This window comes from Pseudomonas mediterranea CFBP 5447 (assembly GCF_000774145.1).
Taxonomy (GTDB): domain Bacteria; phylum Pseudomonadota; class Gammaproteobacteria; order Pseudomonadales; family Pseudomonadaceae; genus Aquipseudomonas; species Aquipseudomonas mediterranea.
Map to the genome: position 1 here is coordinate 348,656 of NZ_KN322983.1, position 17,378 is coordinate 366,033.

The window sequence follows — 17,378 nt, forward strand, 5'->3', positions numbered from 1 at the left end:
TTGGCGGTCATTCCATCAAGACCTGGCCAGCCGAACACGAAACTATTGAGCAAGTCCTTAACGCCTTCCTGGGTGAATTTGACACGGGAGTTCTTAGGGCAGGCGATGTTGGCAAGCTGTTAAAAGCTGCATCGATTTGCTGCGGATATGAGCCGCACACAGCGGTTCTCTACTGCCTATCGGCACACCACGAACTGCTTTTGTGGCGAGGGAGCTTGCTCCCGCTGGGTTGCGAAGCGACCCTGAGGCAGTCTGCTCGATCAGCCAGGCACGCTGGGGAGCTGGTCAGGGGGCTGCTTCGCAGCCCAGCGGGAGCGAGCTCCCTCGCCACAAGGTATCGCTAGTCGTGCTTACAGCGTGGCGGTCTGTGCCCAAGACGCGGGCCCTTACACCGATAAACTTGACTCCATGACAGGCTCCCGCTCAGTCAAACCGTCAATCAAATAGACACTTCCTCCCAAAATCTCCTTCGCATGATGCTTAGCCTGCGAAGCCAGTTCCGCCAGTTGGCTCGCATCCAGTTCCCCACACGCGTCCGACCTCAGATGCACCACCCCAATCGACAACGACAACAACGCGAAATCCTGTCGAACCCCTTGCCGATTCAATGCCGTGAAGCACCCAGCCTCCAGATGCTCCGGCCGATAGAACCGGCGGCAATGGGTCTGGAAGTCGCTGAGCAGTTGGTTCAGGCGCTTGCGCCAGTCTTCCGGGCCGAGGACCAGCAGGAAGTCGTCGCCCCCGATGTGGCCGACGAAGTCGCGGCTGGGGTCGATTCGTTCGTTCAGGCATTGAGCCAGGCACAGCAGGACTTCGTCGCCGCGGCCGTAGCCATAGATGTCGTTGAAGGGTTTGAAGCTGTCGATGTCGACGTAGCAGATCACCGCTTCCTGTCGCTGTTGCAGCAGGCGGGTGAGGCATTGCTGGATCGGTACGTTGCCCGGCAGCAGGGTCAGCGGGTTGGCGTAGCGGGCCTGTTGGATCTTCAGTTCGGTGATGAGCTTGAGCACGTCGATCACCCGTCCCAGCCCCAGGTAGTGACCGTTGAGGGTGATGATAAAGTCTTCTTCGATGCGTTGCCGGGCGCGGCTGGTGATGAGGCGGCTGACTTGCTGCAGCGACTGGCTCAGTTCCACGGCCAGGAAATCATCGCTCATCAGGCGGCTGATGGGTTTGCGGGCGAACAGGTCGGTGGCGAAGGGTTTGAGCAAGGCGTCCGAGAGTGAATGGCGGTGGACGATGCCGCAGGGGCGGTTCTGATTGTCCAGCACGGCCAGGGAGTTGAGGTTGGCCTGGCGCCGAAAGGCTTCCAGGACCCGTGCCGTGGGGGTGTCGTGGGACATGGCCGGTTGCTCGTTGAGCAGGGCGCTGAGGTCGTTGATTTCATCGCTTAGCGACACCGTGCCGCTGTCCTGCCGGGGCATCAGCGCCTTGGCGTCCCGTGACGGCTGTTCCTGGGGGCGGGCGAGCAGATAGCCCTGAACCAGATCAACGCCCATTTCCATAAGCACCGCCAGTTCCTCCGGCAGTTCGATGCCCTCGGCAATCACTTGGGAACGTGACGTCCGGGCGATTTTCAGGATCGAGCCGACGAATTCGCGCTTGAGGGCATCCTGGTGAATGCCGTCGATGAAATGGCGGTCGATCTTCACATATTCAGGGCGCAATTCGGACCACAGCCGCAGGCTCGAATAACCGGCGCCAAGGTCGTCCAGGGCGATGGAGAAACCCATGGCCCGGTAATGATGCAGCGCGTTCTGCAGAAGCTGGAAATCATCGATCGGGGTTTGTTCGGTCAGTTCGATCACTACCTGACTGGGCGGGATGCCGAAATCCTGCAGCAGTTGCAAAGTGCGTCCGGTCTGGTGCGCCGACTCCAGCAGCGACTCGGGCGAGACATTGAGAAACAGCTTGCCCGGTAGTTTCTGCTCGTTGAAGCGTTGGCAGGCACTGCGTCGGCAGGCCAGTTCCAGTTCACTGAGGCGTCCGGCCTGGCGGGCCACGGAGAGCAAGGCGATGGGCGAGTGCAAGGGGCTGTTGGACGGCCCGCGGGTCAAGGCTTCGTAACCCAGGATGCGCCGTTCGGACAGGCATACGATCGGTTGGAACAGACTGTGCAAACCGCTTTGAGTCAGGATTGAACTCAAGGCACTCAGCTGTTCGGTCGTGGTCATGGCGATCTCTGGCGATAAAAAAAGGACCGGGCGCCGTGGTGGGGCGCCCAGTCCTGTATTTCACGACAGACTGATGTCAGTTTGATGACACTCCGACGAGAGTCACCATTAAATGGCCATCATCCTTGCTTGGCGACGGTCGTATTGAGTTTCAGGTAATCCAGCAGGATTCGCCCGGTCTCGCTCAGGTACGCATCGTCTTCCGGCTTGGTCTTTTCCGGCTCGGTGATCAAGTCTTCGTCTTCTTTCTTCAGCTCTTTGAGCGGCTCTTCGCCCTTGGCCTTGCGACGCAGGTTTTCCATCGCCAGTTGCTTGGCCTCGATGTCGGCATGCTGGGCACGACGGTCGGCTTCGTTGAGGGTGACGGTTTTTTCCAGCATCAACTTCTGCGCCAGAGCCAGCTTGTCGCGGATGAACACGAACTCGGCATCCTGGGAAGTACGGGCGTCGTGATCGGACTTGAGCTGGGCCAGGAACGGTTTGAACGGGTCCACCGCCGGTTTGATCGCTGGCCGGATGGTGTCCCACGGCATGGCTTCGGGCAGGGCGCTTTCGCCGATTTCCTTGGTGTCGATGATCGACGGGTAATCGATGTCAGGCAGCACGCCTTGGTGCTGGGTGCTCTGGCCGGACACCCGGTAGAACTTGGCCAGGGTCAGTTTCAGTTCGCCGTGGTTCAACGGTTGGATGGTTTGCACGGTGCCCTTGCCGAAGGTCTGGCCGCCAATGATCAATGCCCGGTGGTAGTCCTGCATGGCACCGGCGAAAATTTCCGAGGCCGACGCCGACAGGCGATTGACCAGCAAGGCCATCGGCCCCTTGTAGAATGCGCCCGGGTTCTCGTCTTCGAGCACGTCCACCCGGCCATCGGCGTTGCGTACCAGTACGGTAGGGCCCTTGTCGATGAACAGGCTGGTCAGTTCGGTGGCTTCCTGCAAGGAACCGCCGCCATTGTTGCGCAAGTCGATGACGACGCCGTCGACCTTGTCCTTCTGCAGCTCGGTCAGCAGCTTCTTGACGTCGCGGGTGGTGCTCTTGTAGTCCGGATCCCCGGCGCGGAACGCCTTGAAGTCCAGGTAGAAGGCCGGGATCTCGATGACGCCGAGCTTGTAGTCCTTGCCATCCTGTTTCAGGTTGAGGATCGATTTCTTCGCGGCCTGTTCTTCCAGTTTCACCGCTTCACGGGTGATGGCCACGATCTTGCTGGTCTGGTCGTTCGGCGCATTGCTGGCCGGAATGACTTCCAGGCGCACCACCGAGCCTTTCGGGCCACGGATCAGCTTGACCACTTCGTCCAGGCGCCAGCCGACCACGTCGACCATTTCCTTGTTGCCCTGGGCGACACCGATGATCTTGTCCGCCGGGCCGACCTGCTTGGTCTTGTCGGCCGGGCCCGCCGGTACCAGGCGCACGATCTTCACCTGGTCGTTGTCGCTCTGCAGCACCGCGCCGATACCTTCCAGGGACAGGCTCATGTTGATGTCGAAGTTCTCCGCGTTATCCGGCGACAGATAATTGGTGTGCGGGTCGTAGGACATGGCGAAGGTGTTGATGTACGCCTGGAAGATGTCTTCGGCGCGAGTCTGCTCCAGACGAGCCAATTGGTTCTTGTAGCGCTTGATCAGGGTTTCCTGGATCTGCTTGGGGTCCTTGCCGGCGATCTTCATGCGCAGCACTTCGTCCTTGACGCGTTTGCGCCACAGGTCATCGAGTTCGGCTGTGCTTTTGAGCCAAGGGGCGTCCTTGCGGTCGACCAGCAAGGTTTCCTTGGTGTTGAAATCGATCTTGTCGACGCCTTTGTTCAGCTCGCCAATGGCGTAATCCAGGCGCGCCTTCACGCGGTCCAGGTAGCGCTTGTAGATGACGAACCCTGCGTTCAGGTCGCCGCTCTTGAGGAAATCGTCGAACTGGGTTTTCCACTTGTCGAATTCTGCGATGTCGCTGGCCATGAAATAGCTGCGCGACGGATCAAGCAGCTTCAGGTAGCTGTCATAGATGATGACCGAGCGCGCGTCATCGAGCGGTGGTTTGCTGTAATGATGACGCTTGAGCAATTCTACGACGTTAAGGCTGGCAATCACCTCGTCGCGATCGGGTTGAAGCTTGTCCCAGCTGTTGGCTGCGAACGTATCGCTCGACATTGGCAACAGACCGAGGCCAATGACAAGCGCGAGGGCGGTGCTGGGGAACAGGTGCTTCATACTGATTCGACGCAGGGACAATTGATAACGCATATTAGGCCGTCTTTGAAGTCGCCGGTTCCATGTGGCCCGGGCGCAAAATGCAAGAAAGCCCGGCGTTACAGCAGCGGGCCCAGTCGAGACTCACTATGGAGGCACCGTGAAAGCATTGCAAGGCGTTGAAGGCCAAGTGGTATGGGCTGATGAGCCAAGTCCTACGTGCGATGTAGGGCAAGTTCGCATTCGTGTGGCGGCTGCCGGCCTGAATCGGGCCGATTTATTGCAGAAAGCCGGACTTTATCCGCCGCCGCCCGGGGCCAGTCACGTGCTGGGGTTGGAGTGTTCCGGGGTCATCAGCGAGGTTGGGCCGGGCTCGGCCTGGCAGGTAGGCGACCGCGTGTGTGCGTTGCTCGCCGGCGGTGGCATGGCCGAGGAAGTGGTGGTCGATGGCCGGCATGTGCTGCCAGTGCCCCAGGGCCTGTCGTTGGCTGAAGCGGCCGCGCTGCCTGAGGTCTACAGCACCGCGTGGCTGAATCTGTTCAAGCTGGCAGGCCTCAAGCCAGGGGAGAAAGTGCTGCTGCACGCCGGCGCCAGTGGCGTCGGTTCCGCGGCGATCCAACTGTGCAAGGCGTTTGGCAACCCATGCTGGGTCAGCGTCGGCTCTGCCGATCGGCTGGCTTATTGCGAGACGTTGGGGGCCCAGGGCGGGGTGGTGCGGGCCGACGACATCGAGCGCTTGAACGACTTTGCGCCCTTCGATGTGATCCTCGATCCGGTGGGCGCCAGCTACGCCAGGCTCAACGTGAAACTTTTGTCAGTTGACGGGCGTTGGGTGTTGATTGGGCTGATGGGCGGACGGGAAAGCCATCTGGACCTGGCGAAGATCCTCGCCAAGCGTATCCAGTTGCTGGGGTCGACCCTGCGCAGTCGCGACGATCAATTCAAGGCCGATCTGCTGCGAGAACTGGGTGAGCATGTCTGGCCGTTGTTCACCGAGAGGCGCCTGAGCCCACAATTGGCCGCGACTTTCTCGATCAAGGACGCCGAAGCAGCGTTTGCCGAGCTGGCGACCAACCAGGTGTCAGGGAAGTTAGTGCTGGTGATTGATGAAAGTTTGAGCTGAGTGGGCTTGGCGGGGACGGAAATGGCGCCTGTGGGAGCCGAGCTTGCTCGCGATAGCGTCGGATCAGTTTGCAGCGTAGTTGACTGACCCTCCGCCATCGCGAGCAGGCTCGCTCCCACAAGGGATTGGTGCCCGAACACTGCTTTCATGAACGCCGCGAAAACCTGTGGGAGCGAGCTTGCTCGCGATGGCGGCACCACAGTCAACATCGAGGCAAGCTGACCCACCGCCATCGCGAGCAAGCTCGGCTCCCACAAGGGGTGCCCGAACATTGCTCTCATGAACTCCGCGAAAACCTGTGGGAGCGAGCCTGCTCGCGATGGCGGCACCACAGACAACATCGTGCAAACTGCCTCACCGCCATCGTGAGCAAGCTCGGCTCCCACAGGGTTCCAAATGTCCGGCTGCTGGTCCGAACTGTCATTCCTGACAGTAGACGCCACCTGCTGTACGCCGGTTAATACCTGTCGATTTCACTCACTAGATGGATATACACTCTGTCAAGTCTGACAGTAGACGGCGCGGAGACAGCCGCTCTAGATTGGCCATTGAGAGTAATAGAGGTCTCTCTGATCGTTTCCCTGACAGAAGAGGTGCCGTGATGGCCAAACAAGAGATCCGCCTGTCCAAAGAAGATATTGATGACGACAGCTCACCCGATATTCTCGTGGAGTTCTATAAAGACGAGGCGCTGCAGTTCGCGACTTTTATCTCCGCTTCAAAAAAGAACGGTGCCTACGATACCGTCAACGTCAAGACTGACACCGATGCTGATGGCGATATGGACGTGCAGGACGAAAATGCCCTGCTGGAACTGGCCAAGGCCTTTTCCGTGTTCGAGTAGTGAGGAGGTATGTCTCCTCACGCCGCACTACGGACATTGGTGTTCGCGCTCTCCCTTGGCAGCTTGGCGTCGACCTGGGCACAAGTGCCATCGGACACTTCGGAACAAGGATCCTGGGGGGAGTGGGGGCCGCCTGCGTATTGTCCGGCGGGTCAGTATGTCTGGGGATTTCGTGTCAAGGGTGAGCCCTACCAGGGCAACGGTGACGACACGGCCCTGAATGCGGTGCAGCTCATCTGCAAGAACGGAGCCTCGGGTGTACCCACGTACATTCACAGTCGTGAAGGAGGGTGGGGATCCTGGGGCAGGGACCATGTTTGCCGTGAGACGCCCGTCATCGGTTTTGCCATTCAAGTGGAGCGGTTTCAGGGCAAGGACAAGGAAAAGGGTTCGAAGGACGATACCGCCGCCGGCAATATCAAGATGGACTGCGGGTCGGAAATCCTGACGGGCGATCCGCCTGCCGCGTGGGGGGAGTGGACTGGATTTTACCGATGCGTCGATGGCAATGGGTACCAGAAAGTCAGGGGGTTCCGCACCAGAGTGGAACCTGACCAGGGCAACGGCGACGACACGGCCCTGAACGCGATGCAGGTGTATTGCGGCTTCTAGCTCCGATCCGAATGGACACCGATCCACACCTGACGGCCATGGCACGCTTATCTGTGGGAGCCGAGCTTGCTTGCGATGGCGTCGGACCCGTTGGCATCCGGTTGACTGACCCACCGCCTAGCGCTCGTCCGAGCGAGGGTGTTCCCTATCAGGCTCGGACGCTGCTTTTGTGAACACCTCGATAAACTGTGGGAGCTGTGTTCACTTCCAGCTGTGAATCGGCCACCCGGCCAGTTCGGCATGGGCCTTCAACACCGGGTCCGGGTTCACCACGTGGGGGAAGTCCACCCGCTGCAACAGCGGCAGGTCATTGCGCGAATCGGAGTAGAAACTCGCCCCCTCCAGGTTTTCTTCCTCGGCGTCCAGCCAGTCCAGCAACCGCGCGATCTTGCCTTCGCGGTAGGTCAGGGTGCCCACGGTTTTGCCGCTGTACACGCCGTGGGTTACTTCAAGCTCGATCGCCAGGATCTCATCGATGCCCAGGCGTTCGGCAATCGGCCCCACCAAGTGTGTGCCCGAGGCCGAGATCACCAGGATCCGGTCGCCGGCCTTGCGGTGTTCGGCGACGGCCTTGGTGGCGTCGCTGAAGATGATCGGTTCGATGAAGTCTTCCACCCAAGGCGCTACCAGGTGTTCGACTTCTGCCGGTGTGCGGCCGATCATCGGTTCCAGGCTGAAGTCCATGTACTCTTCCATGCGCAGCTTGCCGTGGCTGTAGGCATCCATCAGCTCATTGTTGCGACGCATGAACGACTCGGGATCGACCCAGCCCAGGCGCCCCATCTGCTCGCTCCAGAGGGTGGCGCAATCGCCGTGGATCAGGGTTTCGTCCAGATCAAAAATTGCCAGGGCCATCAGTGCGTTTCCCTTCTCAAAGTCAGCTTCATAATCAACAAAGCCATCAGGCTACCGCACACAGGGCCGACGGATCGATGGAAAGCGCCAGGCGGGCGCCATCGGGATGCAGGTCGGCGGCCGAGCGGTTGAGCACGTCCACCACCAGTTCCACGCCGCGGGCCTCGACCCGGTAGCGGATCACGTTGCCCAGCAGGCTGTGGCTGCGGATCAATGCATCCGGTTCGCCGCTGCGACTCAGCTCGATGGCTTCCGGGCGAATGGCGATACGGCTGTTCACCGGCCGTTGCAGCAATCGGCTGGCGCTGTCGGCGTCCAGCAGGTTGTAGTTGCCGATGAAGCCGGCTGCGAAGACATCGACGGGGGCAGTGTAGAGGGTTTCGGCATCGCCGCTCTGTACGATCTTTCCCTGGTTCATCAGGAAAATCCGGTCGGACATGGTCAGGGCTTCTTCCTGATCGTGTGTGACGAAAATCGTGGTCAGGCCCAACTCGCGCTGGATCTGTCGGATCTGTTCGCGCAGGTGTTTGCGAATCCGCGCATCCAGGGCGGACAGCGGTTCGTCCAGCAGCAACAGCCGCGGCCGGGTCACCAGGGAGCGGGCGAGGGCAACGCGTTGGCACTGGCCGCCGGAGAGTTGATGGGGGTAGCGGGTGGCGAAATCGTGCAGTTCCACCAGGCGCAGGATCTCCTGCACGCGCTGGCGGCTGTCTTCGGCCTGGATCTTTTGCATGCGCAGGCCGAAGGCGACGTTCTGTTCCACGGTCATGTTGGGGAACAGGGCGTAACTCTGGAACACCATGCCGATGCCGCGCTTTTGCGGGCTCAGGGGGACGATGTCCTGGCCGTCCAGCAGGATCTTGCCGGCATCTACCGCCGTCAGTCCGGCAATGCAGCGCAACAGTGTGGACTTGCCGCAGCCGGAAGGGCCGAGGAGGGTGACGAATTCGCCCTTGCCGATTTCGCAATTGATGTCGCTGAACACCGGCGTGCCCGCGTAGCCTTTTTGCAGGTGTTGGACGCTGACGTAGCTCATTGGCTTTTGTCCTTGTTCAGAATGTTCGCCGCCCAGGTCAGGACCAGTACGAAGAAGAAGTAGGAAATCACCAGAGCACTGGTGAAGTGGCCGCTGCTGTTGCGCATGTTGTTCAGGTAGACCTGCAGGGTTTCATAGCGGGTGCCCACCAGGATGTTGGCGAACACGAACTCACCGAACAGGAAGGAGAAGGACAGCAGCAGCGCCACCATCAGGCCCTTGCGCAAGTTGGGCAGCACCACCAGCAAGGCCGCCTGGAAGGTGCTGGCACCGAGCAGCTGCGCGGCGTCCATCAGGTCGCGCAGGTTGATGGCCTGCAGGTTGTTGGTGATCGCGCGGTACATGAACGGCAGGGCGACGGTGAAGTAACAGCCGATCAGGATCCACGGCGTCCCGACCATGGCCAGCGGGCCGGAACCATAGAGTTGCAGCAGGCCTACCGACGACACCACCGGCGGCACCGCGAAGGGCAACAGGATGAGGATGTTCATCAGCGCGTCGAGTTTCGGGAAGTGGTAATGCACCACGAACAGCAGTGGCAGGATCAGCACCACCGAGAGCACCAGCGCGCCGACGCAGACGATCAGCGACTGGCCGAAGGCGCTGAGAAAGCGCGGGTCGCTCCACAGCTGCACGTACCATTTGAAGGTAAAGCCAGCGGGCAGCACGGTGGCCGACCAACTGCTGGCGATGGAGTAGATCAGCGTGCCGGCCAGGGGCAGCAACAGGATGGCGAACAGCAGGTACACCACGGCCCGATGATAGAGGCCGGCAGGGCTCGATTCAGCGCGAGACATGGTAGCTCCTCTTGAGCAGTAGCTGATGGACGACGGTCACCAGGGTCATCAACGCCACCAGCACCACGGCCAGGGCGCTTGCCATGTTCGGGTCCAGGGAAATGTCGCCGGAGACCATGGCGGCGATGCGAATCGGCAGCACGTTGAAATTGCCGGTGGTCAGTGCGTACACCGTGGCGTAGGCACCCAAGGCGTTGGCCAACAGGATCACAAAGGTACCCAGCAGCGCCGGGGTCAGCACCGGCAGCCCGATGTGTCGCCAGAACTGCCAGCCGTTGGCGCCCAGCAGCGCGGCGGACTCGCGCCAGTCTTCGCGCAGGGCGTCGAAGGCCGGGTAGAGCAGCAGCACGCCCAAGGGAATCTGGAAGTAGGTGTAGAGGATGATCAACCCGGTTTTCGAGTACAGGTTGAAGTCTTCGATGATCCCCGCCTGCTTGAGCATGAGGGTGATGCTGCCGTTGAACCCCAGCAGAATGATGAAGGCGAACGCCAGGGGCACGCCGGCGAAGTTGCTGGTCATGTTGGCGAAGGCGTTGACGAAATTGCGCAGCTTAGAATCGACCCGGCGCAGCGAATAGCTGCCGAGCACTGCGATGATGATCCCGAACACACTGGACCAGAAGCTGATTTCCAGGCTGTGCTGGATCGCTTGCAGGTAGAACTTCGAACTGAAGATCTTGCTGAAGTTGGCCAGGCCCCAACCGAACTCTTCCGACTCCAGGCTATTGACCAGCACCCAGAGCAGCGGGGCGATCTGGAACACGATGAAGAAAATCGCGAAGGGCACCAGGCACAACGCTGCCAGCCATTTGCCGCGTGTCATGGCATTCACTTGAGCAACTCCTGGCAATACGGTTTGTCGTGAGCGACACCGAGCAACTGGCAGAGGGTGCCGCACAGTTCGGTCTGCCGGGGCTTCGCGGCGGGGTCGAGGCTGAAGCCGTCCCCAAGCACGAACAGCGGCACCTCCCGTTCCTCGGCCAACAGACCGTTATGGGAGCGATCATTGTTCATGCCGTGATCGGAAGTCACCAGCACCTGATAACCACCCTCGAGCCAGGCTTGCAGGTAGACCGCCAGGTTGATGTCGGCCGAGCGGGCACTGTTGCGGTATTGCGCGGTGTCGAGGCCATGCCTGTGGCCGGCATCGTCGATATTCATCGGATGCACCAGCAAAAAGTTCGGCGAATGGCGCTGACGCAAATGTTCGGCGTCGGCGAACAAATGGGAATCGGGGTAGTGGTCATTCCAGTAGAAATGCCCGTACTGGATCGGCAGGTCGGGATTGTCGGTATGCCGATCCCGTCCGGCCACGAACGGTGAGACGTTGTAGAGCTCGCTGACCCAATGGTACGCCGCAGCCGCCGTGCTCAAGCCGCCTTCGGTGGCGTAGTGGAAAACGCTGCGCTGGTTCGACAGGCGCGAGACGTTGTTGTGCACGATGCCGCTGTCGATGGGCACGACGCCGGTGAGGATGCATTCATAGAGTGGGCGGGACAGGGCCGGCAGTTCACATTCCAGTTTGTAGAGAGCCGCGCGTCCTGCGCTGACGTAAGCCTGCAAATGTCCCATGGCATGTCGGGCGACTTCGTAATTGAGGCCGTCGAGCACTACCAGGATGACGTTGTGCTTCATGGGGAGCGGGACTCCGGACAGGAACCAGAAAGCTCGGATTCACCGCAGCCCCTGTGGGAGCGAGCCTGCTCGCGATAGCGCAGTGTCAGTCGACTTCAATGTTGAAAAGTAGACCGCTATCGCGAGCAGGCTCGCTCCCACAATGGGATCTCCTATGGATATCCGAGCGGGCTAACTACCGCCTCACTGCATGTTGATGATCACTTCTTCCTGCCACTTCTGCGGCAGTGCCTTGGAGGTCTTCTCCCAGGCGTCCGCGTCCTTGATCGGCGTCACGTGCTTGTACTGCTCGTTCGGCAGCAGCTTGGCCTTGACCTCTTCCGGCAGTGTCAGGTGCTCGGCGCGGATCGGCCGGGCGTTGCCTTTGGCCAGGTTGATCTGGCCGGCGTCGCTGAAGATGTACTCGCGAGTGAGCTTGGCGGCGTTCGGGTGCTTGGCGTATTTGTTGATGATGGTGGTGTAGCCGGAGATGACCGAGCCGTCGGATGGAATCAGCACGACGTAGTCATCCGGGTTGGCCATCTTGGCCTTGTAGCTCAGACCATTGAAGTCCCAGACCACGCCGACTTCGACTTCACCCTTTTCCATGGTGGCGATGGTCGGGTTGGCCATGGACAGGCGTCCTTGCTTGGCGATCTCGGCGAACATCAGCAGGGCCGGTTGCAGGTTCTTCTCGTCGCCACCGTTGGCCAGTGCCGCCGCCAGCACGCCGTTGGCGGCCTGGGCCGCGGTGCTCACGTCACCGATGGATACCTTGTATTTGCCGCCCTTCAGGTCAGCCCACTTGGTCGGTACGTCGGAACCGTGCAGCAGTTTCTTGTTGACGATGAACGCGATGGTGCCGGTGTAGGCCAGGGCCCAGTTGCCGTCCTTGTCCTTGGCCCAGTCCGGAACCTGCTCCCATGTGCTTGGCTTGTACGGTTGCACCACACCCTGCTTGACCGCAATCGGGCCGAAAGCCGCGCCGACGTCACCGATGTCGGCGCTGGCGTTGTCTTTCTCGGCGGCGAACTTGGCGATTTCCTGGGCCGAGCTCATGTCGGTGTCCACGTGTTTCAACCCGTAGGTCTTGGCCAGGTCTTCCCAGGTACCTTTCCAGTTCGCCCAGTCATCGGGCATGCCGACGCTGTTGACGGCGCCTTCCGCTTTCGCAGCGGCTTCCAACGTTTTCAGATCGGTATCAGCGGCCATGGCGGCGGTGCACATGGCGATGGTCGAGCCTAACAGTGATGCCAGGAAAAGCTGTTTCATCCGAAGCTCCTATGGGCGTTTTCAACGCTGCGATTGCGGTTGTGTTGGCGGTTATGTTGGTCTAGGTCAGCAATACCTGAGCCAATGTAGGCGAGCCCTGTGACATTTTGATGTCGGCGGTGGATGTACCCACACCGATTCGGTTCGCGTGCAGTGACTGATAGCTAAGCGTAGACCATGGTTAAACGGCTGATATGAAAGGACTTGGCCGCAAACTTGCACGTCTGCGGATCGACCGTTCGGCGGTTCTGTCATCTGCCAGTCATGTGCAGTGCCTAGGCTTGCAGGGATGCAACGTGGCTCGATGCATGACCGATTCCGCCCCGAAACAGTGCTGGTCTAGTCCAGATAGGTAACGTTGATGCGCATTGAGACAACCAAAGCGGTGACAACCATCGGCCAGGTCCTGCAAGAGCAGCTTGACCATGGATTGCTGGCCCCCGGCAGCAAGTTACCGGCCGAGCGCAAGCTCAGCGAGTTGTTTGGGACCACGCGCATCACCGTGCGCGAAGCCTTGCTGCAGCTTGAGGCCCAGGGGCAGATCTATCGCGAGGAGCGCCGGGGCTGGTTCGTCTCGCCGCCACGCTTGGCCTATAACCTGATGCAGCGCAGCCACTTCCACGCCATGGTGACCGCCCAGGGGCGGGTGCCTTCGACCCAGGTGATCTCGGCTCGCCTGCAGCCGGCCTCGGCGGCGGTGTGTGCCTGGCTGCAGTTGCCGGCCTTGTCGAGCGTGATCCAGATCTGCCGTGTGCGGCGCATCGACGAGCGGCTGGTGTTGTATGTCGAGCATTACCTGAACCCGCAGTATTTTCCCGACATCCTCGGGTTCGACCTCAACCAGTCCATGACCGAGCTGTACGCCCGCCATTACGACCTGCACTACGGCCGGGTGAAATTCGAGATCGTGCCCACGTCGTTGCAACCCGAAGCCGCGGCGGCGTTGAAGGTCTCGGTGGGCAGCCCCGGCTTGCGGATTGCGCGAGTCAATTATGACCAGCACCAACGGCTGATCGACTGCGACCTGGAGTTCTGGCGACACGATGCGATTCATGTCGGCGTGGACGTGCTGGAGGCGGCGTCAGATTGACTGGTTGAGTTTGGTCATGATCCTGAACAGGACCGTGGCGAGGATCAGCAACATGCCGATCCACATGGCGAAGACCCCGACATTCTTGTCACGAAAATTGAAGCCGATGGCCAGCAGGATCATCCCGGCGAGGATGGGCACCAGCATGGCGTTGAAGATTGACGAGGGAATCATGGTGACGGCCTTGTCGGGGGGATAAGGTCAGTCTAGCTGGGGTTTTGCGAGGTGTAATGATGCAGGTCACATAGACCTCAGTGCGACCGCTATTGTGGCGAGGAGCTTGCTGTGGCGAGGGAGCTTGCTCCCGCTGGGCTGCGCAGCGGCCCCAAAAAAGCTTGGGACCGCTGCGCGCTCCAGCGGGAGCAAGCTCCCTCGCCACAACAGCACAACAGCTCTGTCTGCTACGGGGCGTGGGGGTTACGGCAACTCCCGGCTGGCATAGAACGCACTCAGCACTTTCACCAGATGTGCCAGGTCATGGCTGCCGCACAGTTCACGAATCGAGTGCATGGCGAAGGTCGGCAGGCCGATGTCCACGGTGCGGACCCCCAGCTGGCTGGCGGTGATCGGGCCGATGGTCGAACCGCAGCCCATGTCGCTGCGCACCACGAAGCTCTGCACCGGCACTTCTTCGGCCATGCACAGGTGGCGGAAGAAACCGGCGGTTTCGCTGTTGGTGGCGTAACGCTGGTTGCTGTTGACCTTGATCACCGGACCGGCGTTGAGCTTGGGTCCGTGGTTGGCGTCATGTTTATCGGCGTAGTTGGGGTGTACGCCGTGGGCGTTGTCCGCAGAAATCAACAGGGATTTCTGAATGGTCCGTACGAACTCTTCCCCTTCTGGCAGCAGGCGACGCAGGGTCTGTTCCAGCATCGGGCCGTCGGCGCCGCAGGCCGAGCAGGAGCCGACTTCCTCGTGATCGTTGCACACCAGCACGCAGGTTTCTTCCGAGTCGGCGTTGAGCAAGGCTTGCAGGCCCGCGTAGCACGACAGCAGGTTGTCCAGGCGGGCGCCGGCAATGAAGTCGCCATGCAAACCGATAATCGCGGCGCTCTGGGTGTCGTAGAAGCTCAGCTCGTAATCGAGCACCACGTCGGCGTTCAGGCCGTGTTCGCGGGCCAATTGGTCAGTGAGCACGGCACGGAAATCGACGCGCTCATCGCCGGCGAACTGGGCGAGGATCGGCGGCAGTTCGTTCTGCGGGTTGATGGCCCAGCCCTGGTTGGCTTCGCGATTGAGGTGGATAGCCAGGTTCGGAATCGTGGCAATGGGCGCCTTGAAGTCGATCAGCTGGCTTTCGACTTTGCCGTCCCGGCGGAAGGTGACGCGCCCGGCCAGGGACAGGTCGCGGTCGAACCATGGCGCCAGCAGCGCGCCGCCATACACTTCCACCCCCAGTTGCCAGAACCCGTGACGTTGCAGCTCAGGCTGGGGCTTGACCCGCAGGCAAGGGCTGTCGGTGTGGGCGCCGACCAGGCGGATGCCGTCGTGCAGCGGTGCGTTGCGGCCCAGCTTGAAGGCAATGATCGAAGAGTCGTTGCGCGTGACGTAGTAGCGACCGTTGGCCTCGGTGGCCCAGGTCTCGCGTTCGTCGAGGCGCTGATAACCCGCCGCCTCCAGGCGTTGGGCAAGGCTGGCGGTGGCATGGAACGGGGTAGGGGAGGCCTTGAGGAAGTCGATCAGGCCCTGGTTCAACTCTGCGCGCATAAATAGCTCCAGACAGCGATGGGCGGGAGTTTACCGTATTGGCCGTTGATAGGGAGGGGGGCTGAAATCGATGTTGACTGGGCTGTCCTCATCGCGAGCAGGCTCGCTCCCACAGGTATTTGCGCTGAACACAGAACCTGTATTCGACGAAGACCCCTGTGGGAGCGAGCCGCAATCCTTCAGAACGGCGCCGGGCACTCGAAGCGCAGGCGCTCGCCGCTTTGCGGGTGGGTGAAGCTGAGCATGCTGGCGTGCAGGCACAGGCGGGGCCAGGCGGCCAGGGCTTGCGGGTGGGCATAGAGGCCGTCGCCCAGGAGTGGATGGCCGATGGATAGCATGTGCACGCGCAACTGGTGCGAGCGTCCGGTGATGGGCGTCAGCTCGACCCGGCACCAATCGCCACAGCGTTCCAGTACGCGCCAGAAGGTCAGGGCGTGCTTGCCATGTTCATGGTCGACCACGTGACGAGGCTTGGTCGGCGGGTCGTAGCGCAAAGGCAAATCGATGCTGCCGCTGTCCAGCTCCGGCTGGCCCCAGCACAACGCGGTGTAGGCCTTTTCGGTTTCCCTGTCATGAAACTGCCGGGACAGTTCGCGATGGGTGTCCGGATCCCGGGCCAGCAGGATGATCCCCGACGTTTCCCAATCCAGTCGGTGCACGATCCGTGCTTCCGGATAGCCGTTTTCCTGCAGGCGGGTGATCAGGCAGTCCTTGTTATCGTCGGCCCGGCCGGGCACCGACAGCAGCAGGGTCGGCTTGTCGACCACCAGGACGGCGGCGTCCTGATGAATGATGCGGATGTTGGAAAGGGGCATTGAAAACAGTCTCGGTACAAACGCCAACGGCGGCTCGGATCCATCCCCTGTGTGGGAGCGAGCCTGCTCGCGATGGCGGTGGTTCAGCTTGCATTGAAGCTGAAGGGGTCACCGTCATCGCGAGCAGGCTCGCTCCCACACAGGATCAGGCCCGAGCCGCCGTGGCTCCCGCTGGATCGATCAGCGATCCGGCAGGGTGATATTGAGTTCCAGAATCGAGCAGCTACCCTGGCTTTCCAGTGCGACATGCACGTCGTCGTTGCCGATATTGACGTACTTGCGGATCACTTCGACCAGTTCCTTCTGCAAGGAGGGCAGGTAGTCCGGGGTGCTGCGTTGGCCGCGTTCGTGCGCCACGATGATCTGTAGACGCTCTTTCGCGACCGAGGCGGTACTGGGCTTTTTGTTGGCACGAAAGAAGTCAAAAAGGTTCATTACCTACCTCCAAACAGGCGCTCGAAGAATCCCTTCTTCTCGACGTTGAGGAACCGGTGTTCCAGGTCTTTGCCCAGCAGACGGTCGACGGTATCGCTGTAGGCCTGGCCGGCGTCGCTCTGGTCGTCGAGGATCACCGGGACGCCCTGGTTGGAAGCCTTGAGCACCGCCTGGGATTCCGGGATCACGCCGAGCAGGCGCACCGCGAGGATTTCCTTGACGTCTTCGACGCCGAGCATTTCGCCCTTTTCCACGCGTTCCGGGTGGTAGCGGGTGATCAGCAGGTGTTCCTTGATCGGCTCCTCGCCCTTCTCGGCGCGGCGGGATTTGCTCGCCAGCAGGCCCAGCATGCGGTCGGAGTCACGTACCGAGGACACTTCAGGGTTGGTCACGACAATCGCTTCGTCAGCGAAGTACATCGCCAGATGGGCACCTTTTTCGATACCGGCCGGGGAGTCGCAGACCACGAACTCGAACTGTTCCTTGAGCTCCATCAGGACTTTTTCCACGCCTTCCTGGGTCAGCGCGTCTTTGTCGCGGGTCTGGCTGGCGGCCAGCACGTAGAGGTTCTCAAGGCGCTTGTCCTTGATCAGGGCCTGTTGCAGGTTCGCTTCGCCATTGACGACGTTGACGAAGTCATAGACCACGCGCCGCTCGCAACCCATGATCAGGTCGAGGTTACGCAGGCCAACGTCGAAGTCGACGATGACAGTCTTGTGGCCGCGCAGTGCGAGGCCGGTACCGATAGCGGCGCTGGTGGTGGTCTTACCCACACCACCCTTGCCGGATGTAACCACGAGAATCTTGGCCAAGGTGTTTCACCC

Annotated in this window: 17 protein-coding genes; 4 read left to right on the top strand and 13 right to left on the bottom strand. The window is 60.8% G+C overall.

All coding sequences use genetic code 11. The annotated features are described in order from the left end of the window. Positions 1-386: 386 nt before the first annotated feature. Together N005_RS07040 and N005_RS07045 are read right to left on the bottom strand one after the other, a co-directional pair. Positions 387-2,174 carry a bifunctional diguanylate cyclase/phosphodiesterase gene (locus N005_RS07040; protein ID WP_047700536.1) on the bottom strand — a complete coding sequence of 596 codons (1,788 nt, stop codon included), beginning with the start codon at positions 2,172-2,174 and terminating at the stop codon, positions 387-389. Positions 2,175-2,293: 119 nt separating this feature from the next. Then, positions 2,294-4,375, bottom strand: coding sequence for a carboxy terminal-processing peptidase (locus tag N005_RS07045; protein WP_162843637.1), 2,082 nt, complete (start codon positions 4,373-4,375; stop codon positions 2,294-2,296). 139 nt (positions 4,376-4,514) lie between these two features. Between N005_RS07045 and N005_RS07050 the strand changes: the two genes are divergently transcribed. The 3 genes from N005_RS07050 (at position 4,515) to N005_RS07060 (ending at position 6,933) form a co-directional block, all read left to right on the top strand. Then, positions 4,515-5,477, top strand: coding sequence for a zinc-binding dehydrogenase (locus N005_RS07050; protein ID WP_047700538.1), 963 nt, complete (start codon positions 4,515-4,517; stop codon positions 5,475-5,477). 601 nt (positions 5,478-6,078) lie between these two features. Then, positions 6,079-6,321: a hypothetical protein gene (locus tag N005_RS07055; protein WP_047700539.1), complete on the top strand. Its 243-nt coding sequence runs from the start codon at positions 6,079-6,081 to the stop codon at positions 6,319-6,321. A gap of 9 nt (positions 6,322-6,330) precedes the next feature. After that, entirely contained in the window at positions 6,331-6,933 is a 603-nt protein-coding gene (locus N005_RS07060) for a hypothetical protein (RefSeq protein WP_047700540.1), read from the top strand. 201 nt (positions 6,934-7,134) lie between these two features. Here N005_RS07060 and N005_RS07065 read toward each other — a convergent pair whose 3' ends face one another. The 6 genes from N005_RS07065 to N005_RS07090 form a co-directional block, all read right to left on the bottom strand. Continuing rightward, on the bottom strand, positions 7,135-7,788 hold the full coding sequence (locus N005_RS07065; protein ID WP_047700541.1) for an HAD family hydrolase: 654 nt from the start codon (positions 7,786-7,788) through the stop codon (positions 7,135-7,137). Between the two features lie 46 nt (positions 7,789-7,834). After that, positions 7,835-8,824, bottom strand: a complete 990-nt coding sequence (locus N005_RS07070) for an ABC transporter ATP-binding protein (protein ID WP_047700542.1) — start codon at positions 8,822-8,824, stop codon at positions 7,835-7,837. Beyond that, entirely contained in the window at positions 8,821-9,621 is an 801-nt protein-coding gene (locus N005_RS07075; protein WP_047700543.1) for an ABC transporter permease, read from the bottom strand. The genes N005_RS07070 and N005_RS07075 overlap by 4 nt, the downstream gene beginning before the upstream one ends. Next, the gene (locus N005_RS07080) at positions 9,608-10,444 is read right to left on the bottom strand and encodes an ABC transporter permease (RefSeq protein WP_162164414.1); all 837 of its coding nucleotides are present in this window, start codon (positions 10,442-10,444) and stop codon (positions 9,608-9,610) included. The genes N005_RS07075 and N005_RS07080 overlap by 14 nt, the downstream gene beginning before the upstream one ends. A gap of 5 nt (positions 10,445-10,449) precedes the next feature. Beyond that, a complete protein-coding gene (locus N005_RS07085) occupies positions 10,450-11,256 on the bottom strand; it encodes an alkaline phosphatase family protein (protein ID WP_047700544.1) in 807 nt (268 codons plus the stop codon). Between the two features lie 183 nt (positions 11,257-11,439). Continuing rightward, positions 11,440-12,507 carry an ABC transporter substrate-binding protein gene (locus tag N005_RS07090; RefSeq protein ID WP_047700545.1) on the bottom strand — a complete coding sequence of 356 codons (1,068 nt, stop codon included), beginning with the start codon at positions 12,505-12,507 and terminating at the stop codon, positions 11,440-11,442. A 361-nt stretch (positions 12,508-12,868) separates the two neighbouring features. On the opposite strand from N005_RS07090, the gene N005_RS07095 reads away from it, so the two are divergent. After that, positions 12,869-13,597: a UTRA domain-containing protein gene (locus tag N005_RS07095; protein WP_047700546.1), complete on the top strand. Its 729-nt coding sequence runs from the start codon at positions 12,869-12,871 to the stop codon at positions 13,595-13,597. Here N005_RS07095 and N005_RS07100 read toward each other — a convergent pair. The 5 genes from N005_RS07100 to minD all read right to left on the bottom strand — a co-directional run bounded on the left by N005_RS07100 (position 13,589) and on the right by minD (position 17,366). Beyond that, positions 13,589-13,771: a hypothetical protein gene (locus tag N005_RS07100; protein ID WP_047700547.1), complete on the bottom strand. Its 183-nt coding sequence runs from the start codon at positions 13,769-13,771 to the stop codon at positions 13,589-13,591. The genes N005_RS07095 and N005_RS07100 overlap by 9 nt on opposite strands. A gap of 243 nt (positions 13,772-14,014) precedes the next feature. Beyond that, on the bottom strand, positions 14,015-15,304 hold the full coding sequence (locus N005_RS07105) for a M18 family aminopeptidase (RefSeq protein WP_047700548.1): 1,290 nt from the start codon (positions 15,302-15,304) through the stop codon (positions 14,015-14,017). A 179-nt stretch (positions 15,305-15,483) separates the two neighbouring features. After that, positions 15,484-16,119, bottom strand: a complete 636-nt coding sequence (locus N005_RS07110; RefSeq protein ID WP_003204542.1) for an RluA family pseudouridine synthase — start codon at positions 16,117-16,119, stop codon at positions 15,484-15,486. A 180-nt stretch (positions 16,120-16,299) separates the two neighbouring features. After that, positions 16,300-16,554 (bottom strand): cell division topological specificity factor MinE, encoded by a 255-nt coding sequence (gene minE, locus N005_RS07115; protein ID WP_007960071.1) that lies wholly within the window; start codon positions 16,552-16,554, stop codon positions 16,300-16,302. After that, positions 16,554-17,366, bottom strand: a complete 813-nt coding sequence (minD, locus tag N005_RS07120; RefSeq protein ID WP_024779631.1) for a septum site-determining protein MinD — start codon at positions 17,364-17,366, stop codon at positions 16,554-16,556. The genes minE and minD overlap by 1 nt, the downstream gene beginning before the upstream one ends. Between the last annotated feature and the right edge of the window lie 12 nt (positions 17,367-17,378).

Coding starts and splice junctions, on each gene's coding strand:
- N005_RS07040 (WP_047700536.1), bottom strand. CDS start 2,174: ATGACCACGACCGAACAGCTGAGTGCCTTGAGTTCAATCCTGACTCAA.
- N005_RS07045 (WP_162843637.1), bottom strand. CDS start 4,375: ATGAAGCACCTGTTCCCCAGCACCGCCCTCGCGCTTGTCATTGGCCTC.
- N005_RS07055 (WP_047700539.1), top strand. CDS start 6,079: ATGGCCAAACAAGAGATCCGCCTGTCCAAAGAAGATATTGATGACGAC.
- N005_RS07060 (WP_047700540.1), top strand. CDS start 6,331: ATGTCTCCTCACGCCGCACTACGGACATTGGTGTTCGCGCTCTCCCTT.
- N005_RS07065 (WP_047700541.1), bottom strand. CDS start 7,788: ATGGCCCTGGCAATTTTTGATCTGGACGAAACCCTGATCCACGGCGAT.
- N005_RS07070 (WP_047700542.1), bottom strand. CDS start 8,824: ATGAGCTACGTCAGCGTCCAACACCTGCAAAAAGGCTACGCGGGCACG.
- N005_RS07075 (WP_047700543.1), bottom strand. CDS start 9,621: ATGTCTCGCGCTGAATCGAGCCCTGCCGGCCTCTATCATCGGGCCGTG.
- N005_RS07080 (WP_162164414.1), bottom strand. CDS start 10,444: ATGACACGCGGCAAATGGCTGGCAGCGTTGTGCCTGGTGCCCTTCGCG.
- N005_RS07085 (WP_047700544.1), bottom strand. CDS start 11,256: ATGAAGCACAACGTCATCCTGGTAGTGCTCGACGGCCTCAATTACGAA.
- N005_RS07090 (WP_047700545.1), bottom strand. CDS start 12,507: ATGAAACAGCTTTTCCTGGCATCACTGTTAGGCTCGACCATCGCCATG.
- N005_RS07095 (WP_047700546.1), top strand. CDS start 12,869: ATGCGCATTGAGACAACCAAAGCGGTGACAACCATCGGCCAGGTCCTG.
- N005_RS07100 (WP_047700547.1), bottom strand. CDS start 13,771: ATGATTCCCTCGTCAATCTTCAACGCCATGCTGGTGCCCATCCTCGCC.
- N005_RS07105 (WP_047700548.1), bottom strand. CDS start 15,304: ATGCGCGCAGAGTTGAACCAGGGCCTGATCGACTTCCTCAAGGCCTCC.
- N005_RS07110 (WP_003204542.1), bottom strand. CDS start 16,119: ATGCCCCTTTCCAACATCCGCATCATTCATCAGGACGCCGCCGTCCTG.
- minE (WP_007960071.1), bottom strand. CDS start 16,554: ATGAACCTTTTTGACTTCTTTCGTGCCAACAAAAAGCCCAGTACCGCC.